11 protein-coding genes and 1 pseudogene are annotated in these 16056 nt (G+C 73.1%); 8 read left to right on the top strand and 4 right to left on the bottom strand.

The genetic code is table 11. From position 1 onward, the window contains the following. Window positions 1-55 precede the first annotated feature (55 nt). Window positions 56-1006, bottom strand: a complete 951-nt coding sequence (locus tag ACWDSL_RS45395; RefSeq protein ID WP_450494572.1) for an ATP-dependent DNA ligase — start codon at window positions 1004-1006, stop codon at window positions 56-58. Between the two features lie 37 nt (window positions 1007-1043). Continuing rightward, window positions 1044-1946: a non-homologous end-joining DNA ligase gene (gene ligD, locus ACWDSL_RS45390; protein WP_450494571.1), complete on the bottom strand. Its 903-nt coding sequence runs from the start codon at window positions 1944-1946 to the stop codon at window positions 1044-1046. Between the two features lie 32 nt (window positions 1947-1978). On the opposite strand from ligD, the gene ku reads away from it, so the two are divergent. Then, entirely contained in the window at window positions 1979-3001 is a 1023-nt protein-coding gene (gene ku, locus ACWDSL_RS45385) for a non-homologous end joining protein Ku (RefSeq protein ID WP_450494569.1), read from the top strand. Between the two features lie 55 nt (window positions 3002-3056). On the opposite strand, the gene ACWDSL_RS45380 is transcribed toward ku, so the two are convergent. Continuing rightward, window positions 3057-3878, bottom strand: coding sequence for an NAD(P)H-binding protein (locus ACWDSL_RS45380; protein ID WP_450494567.1), 822 nt, complete (start codon window positions 3876-3878; stop codon window positions 3057-3059). A 122-nt stretch (window positions 3879-4000) separates the two neighbouring features. Between ACWDSL_RS45380 and ACWDSL_RS45375 the strand changes: the two genes are divergently transcribed. Together ACWDSL_RS45375 and otr(A) are read left to right on the top strand one after the other, a co-directional pair. Next, a complete protein-coding gene (locus ACWDSL_RS45375) occupies window positions 4001-4612 on the top strand; it encodes a TetR family transcriptional regulator (RefSeq protein WP_450494566.1) in 612 nt (203 codons plus the stop codon). 165 nt (window positions 4613-4777) lie between these two features. Next, window positions 4778-6847 carry a tetracycline resistance ribosomal protection protein Otr(A) gene (gene otr(A), locus ACWDSL_RS45370; protein ID WP_450494564.1) on the top strand — a complete coding sequence of 690 codons (2070 nt, stop codon included), beginning with the start codon at window positions 4778-4780 and terminating at the stop codon, window positions 6845-6847. On the opposite strand, the pseudogene ACWDSL_RS45365 reads toward otr(A), so the two are convergent. Beyond that, a pseudogene (locus ACWDSL_RS45365) lies at window positions 6823-7566 on the bottom strand (IPT/TIG domain-containing protein). The gene otr(A) and the pseudogene ACWDSL_RS45365 overlap by 25 nt on opposite strands. Before the next feature lie 317 nt (window positions 7567-7883). Between ACWDSL_RS45365 and ACWDSL_RS45360 the strand changes: the two are divergent. Genes ACWDSL_RS45360 through ACWDSL_RS45340 form a run of 5 tightly spaced genes read left to right on the top strand, consistent with a single transcriptional unit; the run spans window position 7884 to window position 15981 of the window. Then, window positions 7884-9596: a S1 family peptidase gene (locus ACWDSL_RS45360; RefSeq protein ID WP_450494562.1), complete on the top strand. Its 1713-nt coding sequence runs from the start codon at window positions 7884-7886 to the stop codon at window positions 9594-9596. Between the two features lie 57 nt (window positions 9597-9653). After that, a complete protein-coding gene (locus ACWDSL_RS45355; RefSeq protein WP_450494560.1) occupies window positions 9654-11987 on the top strand; it encodes a tetratricopeptide repeat protein in 2334 nt (777 codons plus the stop codon). A gap of 12 nt (window positions 11988-11999) precedes the next feature. Next, window positions 12000-13688 (top strand): VWA domain-containing protein, encoded by a 1689-nt coding sequence (locus ACWDSL_RS45350; RefSeq protein ID WP_450494558.1) that lies wholly within the window; start codon window positions 12000-12002, stop codon window positions 13686-13688. Continuing rightward, window positions 13685-14650: a hypothetical protein gene (locus ACWDSL_RS45345; RefSeq protein WP_450494556.1), complete on the top strand. Its 966-nt coding sequence runs from the start codon at window positions 13685-13687 to the stop codon at window positions 14648-14650. Before ACWDSL_RS45350 ends, ACWDSL_RS45345 begins: the two co-directional genes overlap by 4 nt. Continuing rightward, window positions 14647-15981: an ABC transporter substrate-binding protein gene (locus tag ACWDSL_RS45340; RefSeq protein ID WP_450494554.1), complete on the top strand. Its 1335-nt coding sequence runs from the start codon at window positions 14647-14649 to the stop codon at window positions 15979-15981. Before ACWDSL_RS45345 ends, ACWDSL_RS45340 begins: the two co-directional genes overlap by 4 nt. The last annotated feature ends 75 nt before the right edge of the window (window positions 15982-16056 follow it).

The following is a 16056-nucleotide window of genomic DNA, read 5'->3' as shown; positions in this document are numbered from 1 at the left end:
GACACGCCGTCGCGTCGGCGTGTCGCTGTCCCAAACTCACCGCAAATGCCGACGGCTACTCCGGCGCGCGCAGCCGCATCACCGTGGTCGCCGCGTGGCGGGCGGTGCGGTCCCGCCGTACCTCGACCATCAGCTCCGGCGCCACCGGCCGGTACGTGATCTCGGTGCCGACCATGTCCATGGCGGTGGGCGCGGGCTCGGTCCCGGGAGGCTCCGCGGGGGCGGGCAGGCCGCGCAGCGCGGCCGTGATCTGGGCGCGTACGGCCGGGGAGAGCGGGGTGGAGACCACGGGGTCGTCGGCGCCCGGCAGCACCAGCGCCAGCGAGCGCGGGTGGTAGCGGGGGCCGACGACGCCGACCACCACGGCCTCCCGTGTCTCGGAGTGGCGCAGCTTCCACCAGTGGCGGCCCGCGCGGTAGGGCTGGCCCAGGCTCTTGATCACCAGGCCCTCGATGCCGCTGGCCGGAAGGGTGTCGTACCAGGTGGCGGCGAGCTCGGGGTCGGTGGTCATGGGGACGGGCTGCAGCGGCGGCCCGTACGGCTCCAGCAGCGCGACGAGCCTGGCCCGGCGCCGCTCGTACGCCAGGGGGCGCAGATCCTCGCCACCGGCGGCCAGCAGGTCGAAGGCGGCGTAGGAGGCGGGGAGTTCGCGGGCGAGCCGGGCTGCGCGGGCGCGGGTGGCGGCCGCGCGCTTCTGGACGGCGGCGAAGTCCGTACGGCCGCCGGTCCACACCACGACCTCGCCGTCCAGGACGGTGCCGGCCGGGAGCCGTTCCGCGGCGGCCCGCAGATCGGGGAACGCCGTGGTGACGATGCGGCCGGAGCGGGCCTGCAGCAGGACGTCGTCCTCCGTACGGAAGATCAGTACGCGGTGGCCGTCGAACTTCGGCTCGTAGGCCAGCCGCTTCCCCGCCGGGTCGGGAAAGGCGTGGACGGGGCGGGCCAGCGCGACCTCCACGGGCGGCAGCAGCGGCATTCGAGGGGGCGGGCCCAAACCGGGGATCATCACGCGGCTCCGGCGAGCGCTGACGCGGCTGCGGCTTTCACGGTCCGTCCCCCGCGGGCAGCGGGCGGGCCAGCTCCGGGTCCAGGAGGGGTTCCAGCAGATCCCCGTGGCGGTCAAGACGGGGCGTGATGTCGTCGATCCGGAAGACCAGCTGCGTGGGGTCCTCGCAGCCCTCGACCTCGCCCCAGGTGACCGGCGTGGAGACGGTGGGCTCGCGGCGCGCGCGGGCGGTGTACGGGGCGGCGGTGGTCTTCGCGGCGGCGTTCTGGCTGAAGTCGACGAACACCTTCCCGGGCCGCTGCGAGCGGGTCATCTTGGAGGTCACCAGGCCGGGCACGGCGGCCGTGGCCTCCAGGGCGAGCTTTCTGGCGTAGCCCGTGGTCTCCGGGGAGGGGGTCGGCTCCACCGGAATCAGCAGATGCAGCCCCTTGGAGCCGCTGGTCTTGGCGTACGCGGACAGGCCGTCGGCGTGCAGCCGCTCGCGCAGCCATTCGGCGACGGCGCAGCAGTGCACGATCGTGGCGGGCGGGCCCGGGTCGAGGTCGAAGACGAGGCGGTCGGCGAGGCCGGCGGCGCGATCGGCGCGCCACATGGGGGCGTGGAATTCGACAACCAGGTTTCCGGCCCACATCAGCGAGGCGAGGTCCTGGACGAGGATCTGCCGGGAGGTCTCCCCCTCGTGGCGGGGCACCTCGGCCGTCGCCACCCAGTCGGGTGTGCCCGGGGGCGGGTTCTTGGTGAAGAACGTCTGGCCGTCGGGGCCGTCCGGGAAGCGGAGGAACGCCAGCGGCCGGCCGCGCAGATGGCGCAGAAGCGGGCCGGCGACGGCCGCCAGGTAGTGCAGCAGCTCTCCCTTGGTGGTGCCCGTGGCCGGATAGAGCACCTTCTCGAGGTTACTGAGCGCGATGCGCCGCCCCTCCACCTCCGCGATCGGGGACATACGATAAGAATCTCACGAAAGGGATCAAAAGCATGCGGTCCATCTGGAATGGGATCATTTCCTTCGGCCTGGTCAGCATCCCGATCAAGATGTATCCGGCGACCGAGGACCACGCCGTCTCCTTCCGGCAGGTCCACACCAAGGACGGCGGCCGGATCCGCTACCGCAAGGTCTGCGAGCTCGAGGACAAGCAGATCGACGCGGACGAGATCGGCAAGGCATACGAGGACGCCGACGGCACGCTGATCCCGATCACCGACGAGGACCTGGCCCACCTGCCGCTGCCCACGACCCGCGCCCTGGAGATCCAGGCGTTCGTCTCGGCGGCGGACATCGACCCCCTCCAGATGGGCGACGCCTACTACCTCGGCGCGAACGGCCCCGCAGCCGCCAAGCCGTACGCCCTGCTGCGCGAAGCGCTCAAGCGCAGCGAGAAGGTCGCCATCACCAAATACGCCCACCGCGGCCGGGAGCGCTTGGGCATGCTGCGCGTGGTGGGCGACGCCATCGCGATGCACCGGCTGCTGTGGCCCGACGAGGTGCGCAACCCGGTCGGCGTGGCGCCCAAGGAGAAGGTGACGGTACGGGAGGCGGAGCTCGACCTCGCCGACACCTTGATGAACACGCTCGGCGAGGTGGATCTGACCCAGTTGCACGACGAGTACCAGGAGGCGCTGGACGCCCTCGTGGCGGCCAAGATGGCCGGCGCCACACCCACCGCCGAGCCCGGTGAGGCCCCGGCCGGGGCCCAGGTCGTCGACCTGATGGCGGCGCTGCGGGACAGCGTGCGCAGCGCCCGCGCGGCCCGGGGTGAGGAGGCCGGGGAAGCCGCAGAAGAGGAAGCGGAAGAGGCGGAGGCCACGGTCCACCCGCTGCCGACACGCAAGAAGGCCGCGGCGACGAAGAAGGGCACCGAAAAGTCCGGCGCCAAGACAGGCGCAGCGAAGACAGGCGCCGCGAAGACCACGGCGAAGAAGGCCGCGGCCAAGAAGGCCCCGGCCCCCGCCAAGAAACAGGCCACCGGCAAACGGGCGGGCGGCCGGACGGCCTCCTGACAGCAGCGGCCGACCGCTCCCGATCCGCGGCCCCACCCCCGGCCCCGGCCAAGCGTCAGCTGAACGCGGCCACGTGGTCGCTCGCCCACTGCGCAAACGTACGCCCGGGCCGCCCCGTGATCCGCTCCACCTCCGGGGAGATCTCGGCCGGGCGGTCGACGGCCCCCGCGAACATCCGCAGCAGCGAGTCCGCGATGTCCGCCGGTACGCCGCCGCCGGTCATCGCCTCCCGGGCCGCCTCCGGCGGGATCTCCTCATACCGCAGCGGCCGCCCCAGGGCCTCGCCGATGACGGTCACCTGCTCCGCGAAGGTCAGCGACTGCGGCCCCGACAGCACCGGCGCCTGGCCGGCGTAGTCCTCGCTGAGCAGGGCGCGGGCGGCGACGGCCGCGATGTCGGCCTCGTGGATGGGCGCCGTGTGGGCCTGGGCGTACGCGCCGTGGACCACATCGCCCTTGCCGATCTGCGCCGCCCACTGCAGCGCGTTCGAGGCGAAGGCGCCCGGCCGGACATGCGTCCAGGCCAGCCCCGAGGCCTCGATCTCGGCCTCCAACTCATGGTGGTGGTTGCCGATGGGATTGCCCGGGCCGGCGTGCAGCACGGCCGAGGAGGAGAGCGTGACGATACGCCGCACCCCCGCCTGCTCGGCCTTGCGCAGCAGCTCGCCGGCGCCCTGCCCCCACACCACCGCCGGGTTGAGGAAGACCGCGTCCGCGCCGTCCAGCGGAAGGTCCGCGGTACGCGCCACCTGGACCCCCTCGGGCAGCCGCGCCGACTCGGGGTCGCGGGTCAGCGCGCGGACCTCCGCACCCGCCGCGACCAGCTCGTCCACCACCTGCCTGCCGACGTTTCCGGTGGCTCCGGTCACCACGATCATGACGTTTTCCCCTTGGCTCTGCGGTCTCGTTGGGCTTGACGCCTCCTACGATTCATCCAACTGGGTGAACTTGTCAAACAGATAGATGGCGCCCGCCCGACGGCTGCGGATAGCCTGATCGGGTGAAGGAGAAAGCGCCGCAGGCACCGCCGAGGAAGACCCGCCGCGCCCCCGCGCCGGCGGAGCGCAAGCTCGATCCCGAGCGCTCCCGGCGGCTGCTGCTGGACGCCGCGATGGACGAGTTCGCCGAGAAGGGGTTCGCGGGCGCCCGCGTCCAGGACATCGCGGACCGCGCCGGCCTCAACAAGCAGCTGATCAGCTACTACTTCGGCGGCAAGGAAGGGCTCTACCGCGAGCTGCACGACCAGTGGCTGCGGCGCGAGGAGACCATCGTCGACCCGGCCCTCCCCCTCGACGAGCTCGTCGTGCGCTACCTCGACGAGACCTTCGCCGACCCCCGGCCCACCCGCCTCAACCTCTGGAACGGCCTCACCGGCGGTGCGCTGGAGCAGGACCCCGAAGACCTCTCCGGACTGCGCCGCCGCCAGGCGGCCGGCGAGCTGGCCGACGACCTCGACCCGGCCGCCGCGCTGCTGCTGTTCATCAGCATGGTCTCGGCGCCCGTCGCGCTGCCGCACCTCGTACGGCAGCTCTTCGGCCTCGACCCGGACTCACCGGAGTTCCGCGAGCACTACACCGAGCAGCTGCGCCGGATCGTCCGCCACCTCGCGTAGGCCGCACCGGCTCCCCGTACGGCCGTAATTCGGTTGACCGCGCCGTACGCGCTGCACAGGATTGCCGCGTCCACTCGACGCCCAGTCAGGAGCATGCGATGCGCCGATTCCTCGGAACCACCCAGCGCCCCCACCGGACGACGGTTTTCGAGGACTTCCACACGCATGCCCATTTCGCGCACCCTGAACATCGGCATCCTGGCGCACGTCGACGCCGGTAAGACCAGTCTCACCGAGCGCCTGCTCTTCGACCACGGCGCCATCGACCGCCTCGGCAGCGTCGACAGCGGCACCACCCAGACCGACACGGGCGACATCGAGCGCGAGCGCGGCATCACCGTGCGCTCGGCGGTCGCCTCCTTCACCGTGGGGCCGGCTCAGATCAACCTGATCGACACGCCCGGCCACTCGGACTTCATCGCCGAGGTCGAACGCGCCCTTGGGGTGCTGGACGGCGCGGTCCTGGTGCTGTCCGCGGTGGAGGGCGTCCAGGCGCAGACCCGCGTGCTGATGAAGACCCTGCGGCGGCTCCGGCTGCCGACCCTGCTCTTCGTCAACAAGATCGACCGCCCGGGCGCCCGCGACGAGGGGCTGCTGACGGACATCCGGCACAAGCTGGCCCCGCACGTCGTCGCGCTGACGGCCGTACGGGACCTGGGCACGCGGCACGCCCGCGCCGTGCCCCGGTCGCTCGACGACGCGGACTTCCGCGGCCAGGTGGCCGAGGCGCTGGCCGAGACCGACGACGCGCTGCTCGCCCGCGTCCTGGACGGGCCCCCGCCCACGCCCGCCGAACTGCGGGCCGCGCTGGCCTGTGGCACGGCGGACTGCCGCGTCCACCCGGTGTTCTTCGGCTCGGCGCTGAGCGGCCAGGGCGTCGGCGCGCTCGCCCGCGGGATGGCGCGCCTGCTGCCGCCCGCGCCCGTCGGTGCGGAGCGGGCTGCGGCCCCGTACGGGACGGTCTTCGCCGTGGAGCGCCGGGGCGGGACCGGCGGGAAGACCGCGTATCTGCGGCTGTTCGCGGGCGAGTTGGCCGTACGGCAGAAGGTGACGCTCCACCGCCGCGGGCCGGGCGGCACGCTCGTCGAGTACGGCGGCCAGATCACCTCGCTCGATGTCGTCGGCCGGGCCGGCGCGCAGGCGGACGCCGGGCGGCTGACCGCCGGGGACATCGGCAAGGTGCGCGGCCTGCCCGAGGTACGGGTCGGCGACCGGCTCGGCGACGCCCACGCCAGCGCCAACATCAGCACCAACCCAAGCGCCGAAAGCGGCCCCGGGCATCCGCCGCCCGACCAGCCGCACTTCGCCGCGCCCAGCCTGAGCACGGTCGTCCGCGCGCGCGAGCCCGGCCCGGGCCCCGCCGCGCGGCTGCACACCGCGCTGCTGAGCCTGGCCGAACAGGACCCGCTGATCCACGCCCGCGCCCTGCCGGGCGGCGCCACCTCGGTGCTGCTGTACGGCGAGGTCCAGAAGGAGATCATCGCGGCGACGCTCGCCCGGGACTTCGGCATCGAGGCCGACTTCGAGCCGAGCCGGCCGGTCCATGTCGAGCGGCCCGTGCGCGTCGGCGAGGCGTGCGAGGAGATGGCCCGGCGCCATCACAGCGGGCTCTGGGCCACCATCGGGCTGCGCGTCGAGCCCGCCCGGACCGGCTCCGGGGTGATCTTCCGGTACGAGACCGAACTGGGCGCGCTGCCCCGCGCGTTCCACCACGCCATCGAGGAGACCGTGCACGACACCCTCCTCGAGGGCCACGACGGCCGGCCGGTGACCGACTGCCTCGTCACCCTCATCCGCTCGGGCTTCTCCAGCCCGCTCAGCACGGCGCGTGACTTCCGCGAGCTGACCCCGGTGGTGCTGGAGCGCGCGCTGCGCGCCGCGGGGACGCGGGTGTACGAACCCTGCCACGCCTTCGAGCTGGAGATCCCGCACGACGCGCTGGCCCCGGTCACCGGTCAACTCACTGCGGCCGAGGCCGACATCACCGCCGTCGAGGAGACGGCGGGCGGGGTGCCGGCCTGGCTGCTCGAAGGCCGGATCCCGGCGCGGGAGGTGCACGGGGTGAAGCGGTGGCTGCCGGGGCTCACGCGAGGTGAGGGCGTGTGGTGGTCCCGGCCGTCCGGGGACCGCCCGCTCGGCCCCGGCCGGGACCGCCGCACCGGCTCCGCCCCGGACTCGGATCCGGGCCCCCGTTCCGGCCCGGGCCCCGGTCAGATGCCGGGGCCCGCGACGTAGGTGTACGCGACGGTGGCGGTGCCGGCGAGGGTGGTCACTTCGATCTCACCCGGGCCGGCGCCGCCGTCCGCGGTGGGCGTCGCGGTCGTGATGAGGCTGGTGGAGTCGAGGACGACGAACGCCGCGCTGGTGCCGTCGAAGGCGACGCTCTGGGTGGTGTCCAGGGCGGTGCCGGTGACGGTCACCTGCGTGCCGCCGGTCGGCGGGCCGGAGTTGGGCGTCGCGGCGGTGATGGTGGGCGCGGCCACGTACGTGTACGACAGGCCGTCCGTGGCACCGCCCGAGGTGGTCACCGTCACCTCGACCGACCCCGCCGTACCGCCCGGGACGGCGACGGACACCTCGCTGTCGGAGAGCACCGTGGGGGTCGCGGAGTTGGCGCCGAAGGTTACCTGCGTGGCGGTGGACAGCCCGGTGCCGTCGATCGTGACGGTGTTGCCGCCGGCGACCGGTCCCGCGGCGGGGCTCAGGGAGAACTCGGTCGGCAGGCCGACGTAGTAGTACTACAGGGGATTGCTGTTCCCGCCGGGGGTGGTGACGGTCACATTGACCGCGCCGGAGCCGGAGGGCGCGGTGACGACGACCTGGGTGGCCGTGTTGGAGACAATGGCGCCGGACTTGGTGCCGAAGTGCACGGAGGTGGCCCCGCCGAGATTCACCCCGGTGATGGTGACGGTGTTTCCGCCGGAGGCGGGGCCGCTGCTGGGAGAGATGGGCATGGCATGGACTCCTGGGGGATGGCCCGTCCGGGAGCGCGCGGTGGGCGCATGGTCCCAGCGCACGGGCAGGCGGTCGCCGGTCCGGATCGCCCTGATGTCGGGAGCCCCGGCGGATGATCCGGCCGCATGTCGAGTAATCCATCCGGGGGACATGGGCGACAAGAATGCAAACACCGAATTCCCTCGGATGGGGCAATTCCATTATTTAGTGACCATCTGAAACACCGTCCAATGCCGGGCCCGCACCCCACCCTTTCCCGTGACTCACCGACCGCAAGGGGTCACTTCCGTACGTCTCGGGCGTATGCTCGGGCCGCATGGGGGCGGAAAACGGCAATACCGCCAATGCGCCCACCCGTGACGGGACTTGGCGGGTTCGGATCCGTAGTACGACGGGCGATGTTCTGGGCGCAGGAATCCTTCTGGGCAGCGAGACGGTGTTGACCTGCGCTCATGTGATCCCCGAGGACGGACGGCCGCTTCCGGCCACGGAAGTGCGGGTCGAGCTGGTCGGCGTGCCCGACGCCGAGCCCGTCAGTGCGCGCGTCGCCCCGGGCTGCTGGGTGCCGCAGCGCGCCGACAGCTGCGGCGATGTGGCGCTGCTGAGGCTGAGCCGCCCCCAGCCCGCCGAGCACGCCGCGCCCCTGTTCCGGCTGCCCCCGGTGTCCCGGCGGCCGGTGCGGATGTGCGGCTTCCCCGACGGCAACGACGACGGCATGTGGTTCCTGGGCAGCCTCGCGGGCGCCGCGGGGCCGCGCGCGGAGTGGGTGCAGGTCAACCCGGAGACGCCCGGTGACGTGGTGCGGTACGGCTTCAGCGGCGCCGGGGTCGAGGACGAGCAGACCCACCATGTCATCGGCATGGTGGTCAGCCGCTACGACGACTCCGACAGCGTGCCGAGCGCCGAGCGGCGCCGCTTTTCGTACATGATCCCCGTCGAGACCATCGTCCGGCATCTGCCTCAGGTCGCCCGCTGGGTGGGCGGCGAGGCCGGGGTGGACCCGCGGCTGGTCTCCCCGCTCACCGACGGCGTCCAGGACATCGGCTTCGCCCAGCGGCTGGCCCTGTGGCTGCGGCGGGAGAGCCTGGCCGGGCGGGAGGGGATCGCGGACGTCGAGACGGTCGTGATCGAGGACGGCGACAGCGACCGGAACGGGGCGCTCAGCCGGGCCGTGACGCTCGCGGACCGCGAGCTGTCCGGGGACGGCGCCGAGGAGGCGGTGTCCACCGCGCCGCGCGATACGGTGCCGCCCATCGGCAGCCTGGACCTGGCCATCGACGTCACCGGCCGCACCGACACCGATGTGGCCAAGCGGGTCGCCGACCGGATGGACCTCAAATCGCTCGGTGACACCTCGCCGCTCAGCCGCATCCGGGCCAACGCGGTGCCGCTGACCATCGTGGCCGTGAGCGTCGACCGGGCCCATGACCCCGAGGCCCTGGTCCGCTTCATGAAGCTCCTCGCCGACCAGGGCAGCCGGCTGATGCTGGTCTTCCGCGATGGGCAGGCGCCCGGTCTGCACCTGGCCGAGCGGCTGTTCCGCCCGGACCGGGCGCGGATCGACGCATGGCTGGACGAGCTGGCCGGGCAGGTGACCCGCGCGGAGGGCCGCGAGCGCGAGGCGGCCGAGCGGCGCGCGCTGCTCTCCCCCGCGCTGAACGCGCCGTACACCCGCAACGCTTCGGCGCTGCGCATCAATCTGCTCAGACTGCGCGACGACCCCGGGCTGCACACCCACCACATCATCGCCAAGCTGGCCGTCTTCGAGCATTCGGTGGCCACGATCCTGCGGCACGCCGAGGCGGCACTGTGCGCGGCCGACGAACAGCTGAAGCGCATCCCGGAGCTGCGGAACCTGCTGGCCCCCTACGCCGTGCGGCTGGGCGCCATGGGCGCGGCCGAGCTCCCCGAGCTGATCCCGCTCCAGCGCGCGGCGTTCGACCTGCTGCGCTCGGTGCCGTACGACGTGCCGGCCGCGCAGGAAGCGGTCGACCGGTTCGTCCGCGCCGTCAACGAGATCCGGCCGTGAACCGCGAAGACACAGGCAGACACAGGCAGACAAGGGCAGACACGGGGAGGAAGAGGCATGACGGACGGGACGAGCGGCGGGGCGGCGGTCTGCGACCGGCCCGACTGCCCCGGTGCCGGCCGCGGCCGGATCAACGTCCGCGGCTTCTGCTCGGAGTGCGGCCGCAAGGCCCGGGGCCGGGCCGCCGGCACCCCCTCCCCCGACGCACCCGCAACCGCAACCGCGTCCGCCTCCGCCATCCTGGAGTCCGAGTCCACCGCCACCGCGGCCCGCGCACGACGGCGCGCCGTGGCCCGGAAGTTCACCGTCCGCCCCGCGGGCGACGGCCTGCTGGATCTGCCGCGCGTCGAACTCCCCTCCCTCCGCGACCTGGTCATCGACAATCCCCAGCCACCCCCGCAGGGACAGCCCTGCGCGGGCTGTGACGAGACCGTGGGCGCGGCATACGCCGGGCAGCCCGCGCTGTGGACCGGGGTCTGCCACCACTGCCGCCACCCCTTCGACTTCACCCCGCAGCTGCGGCCCGGGGATCTGCTGGGCGGCCAGTACGAGGTGGTCGGCGGCGTGGCGTACGGGGGTCTTGGCTGGGTCTATCTCGCCGAGGACACCCAGCTGGACCGCCAGCCCGTCGCCATCAAGGGGCTGATCAACGACGATGACGAGACGGCGCAGCGCGCGGCCATCGAGGAGCGCCGCTATCTGACCATGCTCGATCACCCGGGCATCGTCAGCATCATCAACTACGTCCGCCACCCGGCCCGCGGCAGCGGCCGGCCGCAGGGCTACATCGTGATGGAGTTCGTCGCCGGGGTGACCCTCTCGACGATCGGGGACTACATCGCCCGTTCCGACCCGCACTTCGACGGAAACCGCGTCTACCAGCACATCCTCACCTACGGCGCCCTCGTCCTCGACGCGCTGGAGTATCTGCACGGCGAGAAGCTGGTCTACTGCGACCTCAAGCCGAACAACGTCATGCACCACGAGGGCCGGGTCAAGGTGATCGACCTCGGCGCGGTCCGCCAGCTGGGGCAGCGGGACGGCTTACCCGTCATCATCAACAAGCTCGCCGCCCCCGAGGTGGCCCATCACGGCGCCACCCCCACCGAGCTCCATGACCTCTACGGCGTCGGGAAGACCCTGAAGAACCTCTCCGACAAGGTCAGCCGGGCCGCCCAGCGGCCGCCGGGCCTCGGCCGCGAGTCGTACGACAGGCTCCTGGCCCGCGCCACGGCCTATGACCCGCGGCGGCGGTTCGGCTCCGCCCGCGAGATGGCCGAGCAGCTGCGCGGGGTGCTCCGCGAGATTCATTCGCTGCGTCTTGAGCGGGAGCAGCCCGAGCCGTCCACGCTGTTCGCCCCGACCGCGGCCCTGCTCGACTCCGGGCTCGGCCGGATCCCCGGTCTGGAGCGCTGGCTGACCGGGGAGGCCCGTCCGGTGCTCGCGGACGGCCGGCCCGCCCCGAAGAGAGTGCCGCCCGGGCTGCCGGTGCCGTTCCCCGACGCCAAGGACCCGGGCGCGGCGCTGCTCAACACCCCGACCGACAGCGGCCCGCGGCGGCTGATCGAGCAGTTGCGGGCCTTCCCCCACGAGTCCGCCGAGATACGGTTCCGCATCTGCCGCGCCCATCTCGAACTCGACGAGGTGGACGAGGCGAAGGCCCAGGTGAAGGCGGTCGAGCGGATCATCGGCAGGGACCGGGCGCCGTACGACTGGCGGCTGAACTGGCACCGCGCCCTGGTGCGGCTCGCCGAGGGCGCCGTGGCCGAGGCCCGGCGGGAGTTCGACGCGGTGTACGGGGCGCTGCCCGGGGAGTACGCGCCCAAGCTCGCCCTCGGGTACTGCGCCGAGCACCTGGCCGACCACGGCGCCGCCGAGCGGTTCTACCAGGCGGTCTGGCAGCGCAACCGCTCCCAGGGCAGCGCCGCCTTCGGCCTGGCCCGGCTGCGGCTGGCCGCGGGCGACCGTACCGGGTCGGTCGACGTCCTCAGCGAGGTGCCGAAGGTCTCGCGCCACCACGACGCCGCCCAGATCGCCACGGTGCGGGTGCTGGCCGGCCGGCTGGGCCACCCGGACGGGCTGCCGACCGAGGCGGACTTCGCGGAGGTGCTGACCCGGCTGCCGCGGCTGTATCTGGACGACGGACGGTCCTCGGGCCACGCCCGCGAGCGGCTGACCGCCGAGGTGTGGGAGGCCGCCCTCGACTGGGTGCTCCGGTTCGGGAACAAGGACGAGGCCGGGGCACTGCTCGGAGAGTACGACGAGGAGTCCACGGTGCGCGCCAAGCTCGAAGAAACCCTGCGGGCCCTGGCCCAGCAGGCGGACAGCCCCGAGGCCGTGGAGGTGCTGGTCGACCGGGCCAACGCCGTCAGGCCCATGACCCGCGTCTGACAGGGGGATCGGATGAGCGAGGACACAGAGGACGCAGAGGACGCAGAGGACACAGCAGGCACAGCAGGCACCGCGGGAACGGATCGGGCGACCGCGGATCAGCCGGCAGGGGATCAGGCGACCGCGGATCAGCCGGCAGGGGACCGCGGCGCGGACGACGGCCACGGCGCCGCCATCACCCTGCGCGTGGACCAGAACGAGTACCTTCCGGCCGCCGCGGGCCGCGCCGAGATGCACGCCATCGTCAGGGTCGAGGCCCGGGGCCTGGGCCCGGCCGCGGCCCGCGCCGCGGCCTCCGAGGTCATCGTCATCGACTGCTCGGGGTCGATGACCTGGCCCCCGACAAAGATCATGGCGGCCCGCAAGGCCACCGTCGCCGCCATCTCCGCCCTGCGCAAGGGCACGCGTTTCGCGGTCGTCCAGGGCACCGAGCGGGCCGAGGTCGTCTATCCGCCCACCGGCGGCATGGCGGTCGCCGGGCCCGACACCAAGGCCGCCGCCTCGCGCGCCGCGATGAAGCTCGCCGCGCTGGGCGGCACCGCGATCGGCACCTGGCTCGATCTCGCCCGTCGCCTCCACTCCGAGCAGCCCACCGCGCTGCGGCACACCCTGCTGCTGACCGACGGCAAGAACGAGCACGAGGACCCCGGCGATCTGGCGCGGGTGCTCGACGCCTGCGCCCCGTCCTTCATCTGCGACGCGCGCGGCATCGGCGACGGCTGGGACGCCACCGAGCTCAAGGAGATCGTGCGGCGGCTGCGCGGCCGGGCCGACGCGGTCCTCGACCACTCCGACCTGCCGGCCGAGTTCGAAGCGCTGACGCGCGGCTCGATGGCCCGGGCGCTGGCCGCGCTGCGGATCCGGGTCCGGACCCGCGCGGGCGGCGCGGTCGGCATGGTCAAGCAGGTGTACCCGACCCGGGTGGACCTGACCGACGAGGGTGCCCGCCCAGACCCGCGCACCTGGGAGTGGCGCAGCGGGCCGTGGGGCGACGAGGTGCGCGAGTACCAGGTGTGTGTGACCGCCGACCCGGAGGGCGACGCACAGGACGAGGAGATCGAGCTCGCCTGGGTGGAGCTGGCGCTGGACGGGGCGTCAGCGGACGGTGCCGCAGCGGGCGGCCCGTCAAAGGACGACCGGTCAGGAGTCGGCGCGGCCGACGTCCGGCTGCCCGCCGCGGAGTCCGTCCTGGTGCGGTGGACGGACGACCCGCTGCTGTCGTCCCGTATCCACCCCCGGCTCGCCCACTACGGCGCGGACGACGCCCTCGGCCTCGCCGTCACCGCGGCCTACGACGCGTATGTGGCGGGCGAGCCGGGGCAGGCCCTGACGCACTGGGGCCGTGCGGTCCGGCTGGCGCATGAGCTGGGCAACGAGAAGATGCTGGACCGGCTGCGCGGGCTGGTCGACATCGTGGACGCGGCGACGGGCGAGGTGCGGCTGCGCGAGCGGATCCGGCCGCTCGATCTGAACTCGGCCATGGTGCTGTCCGATGAGAGCAGCCGCTTCCGGGGCCCGGGCCCGGGCGCCGCCGACCCCGCCAACCCCGTCACCCCCGCCATGTCCGCCATGCCGCCAGGGCCCGACCTCGAATGCCCCAACTGCGGGCGCATGGCCCCCGCCGCGGCCGCCTTCTGCCAACAGTGCGACACGACCCTGCGCCCCGGCGGCGGCCCTGGCACCCCGGCCGGTGCCGTATGACCGGCACCCGCGCCTTTCTGATCCGCCGTCTGGTGACGCTGCTGGCGCTCTCGGCGGCCACCGCGGCCGCGCTGTTCACCGCGTACTACGGGGTGAGCCGCAACGCCCAGGCCGTACGGGACGAATCCGCCCCCGCGATCCTCCAGGTGGCCGCGGCCGAGGTGGCCCTGAACGATTCGTACGAGTCGGCGGAGTCCAGCCTCACCGGCGACACCGGCGATATCGAGGGCCTGGGCGAGGACTACCGCACCGCGCTCTCGACGGCCACCCAGGCCCTGGCCCAGGCCCTCAAGTCGACCACCGCGGGCACCCCGGCCCGCCAGTCGCTGCTCACCATCACCGGCCTGGTCTCCTCCTACGGCGACCTCGTCCAGCAGGCGTACGTCAACCGCGACAACGCGGACCTCCGCGACGCCTACCTCGGCTACGCCGAAACGATGCTGCGGGGCGACGACGGCTCGCCCAAGAAGGTGCGGGACGGCGACAGCAACATCCTCGCCCGGCTGGTGAAGGTGCAGGGCAAGCAGCTCCGCCTGCTCGACCAGCAGACCTCCTTCGGCTGGCTGCTGTCGCTCGCCTGGTGGCTGCTGGTCCCGGCGGCGTATGTCGCGCTGGCCGTGCTGCTGGTGCGCACCCAGCGCTTTCTGCGCCACCGCTTCCGCCGCCGGTTCAACCCCAGCCTGCTCGTGGCCACCGGGCTGTTGCTGCTCACGGTGCCGACCCTGGCCGTCTTCACCTACCAGACGCAGGACCGGCTCTCCCAGGCCCGCACCAGTCTGCGCCAGCCGAACATCGGCAGGGCCCCGGACACCACCAACAAGAGGGTGAGCACCAAGATGGCGGAGACCCACTGGCGCACCGGCGCCGTGGTGTGGATACCGATGGGTGGCGCGCTCCTCGCCGCGCTCGTGTTCGTCGGGCTCCAGCCGCGTATCGACGAGTACCGGTTCCGGGCCCGATGAGCACCGCCACCCGCCCCCGGAACGTCACCGCCGCCGTGCTCGGCCTGTGGCTGGTGCTGCTGTGCGCCCTGGGCACGGGCGACGCGGGCGCCCAGCAGTCCGGCGGCACGATTCGCGTGCTCGCCTCCTGGACCGGCCCCGAGGAGGACGCCTTCCGCCAGGTGCTGGACGCCTTCACCAAGAAGCACCACATCCGCGTCGAGTACCAGGGCACCACCGCGCTGCGCGAGGTGCTGCTCTCCGACGTACGGTCCGGCACCCCGCCCGATATCGCCGTGCTGCCGAGCTCGGGAGAGCTGACCGCCTACGCCGAGCAGGACTATCTGGCCGCGCTCGACGAGGTGGTCCCCCGGACCGAGTACAACCCCCTGTGGACGCCCCGGCTGAGGGAGAACGGGCCGATCTACGGCGTCGCCGTCAAGGCCGACCTCAAGGGCATCGTCTGGTACGACAGCGCGCGCCACGGCTCCGGGGACCTCCCCGCCCTCGCCGCCGACAGCCGCCAGTGGTGCGTGGGCATGGGCGACGGCGCCACCTCCGGCTGGCCCGGCACGGACTGGATCGAGGACATCCTGCTGCGGCAGCAGGGCAAGCGGGTCTATGAGCAGTGGGCCGAGGGCGAGCTGGCCTGGGACGATCCACGCGTCGCCGAGGCGTGGCGGACCTGGGGCGAGGGGTTCTCGGGCGCGGCCGCGAAGACCGCGCTGCGCACCGACTTCCGGGCGGCGGGGAAGAAGCTGTTCGCGAAGCGCCCGTCGTGTGCGCTGGAACACCAGGGCTCCTTCATCCGCGGCAGCTACCCCGGCCCTCACCGGGCCAGATTCGTCTACTCCGCCGATCTGCTCAGGCTGTCCGGCGCACAGTCCGCCGCGCATGAGGTGTCCGGGGCGCATGAGGTGTCCGGGGACTTCGCCGCGCTGTTCAAGAACACCGGCCACACCGAGCAGGCGCTGGAGCTCATGCGCTACCTCGCCCAGGTCGAGGGGCAGCGGACCTGGGCCGAGCACACCCCTCCCGGCTCCGCCAAGCCGTTCTCCGCGAACAGCAAGATGCCCGTGTCCGTCCAGGGGAACGACAAGGTCGCCCAGTCGATCGCCCGGACGCTCAAGTCCTCCTCGCTGTGCCTGGACGCGTCCGACGCCATGCCGCCGCGGATGCGGCTCGCCTTCCAGCGCGCCGTGCTGCAGTTCCTCAGCTATCCGGACGCGGAGCGGCAGCAGCGGCTCGGCGGGCTGCTGGGCAGCCTGGAGAAGGTCCACCAGAGCACGGAGCGCAGCCAGAGCCGGGGCCGGGGCCCTGACCAGCCCTGGCCGTCGACGGTATGCCACTGAGAAGGCCGGCCCGGGCTCTGGCTGCGCTCCGTGCTCTGGTGGACCTTCTCCAGGCTGCCCAGCAGCCCGCCGAGC

The organism is Streptomyces sp. NPDC000941 (assembly GCF_053599555.1).
Note: the sequence above shows the minus strand (reverse complement) of the source record. Positions and strands in the feature narration are given on the sequence as shown.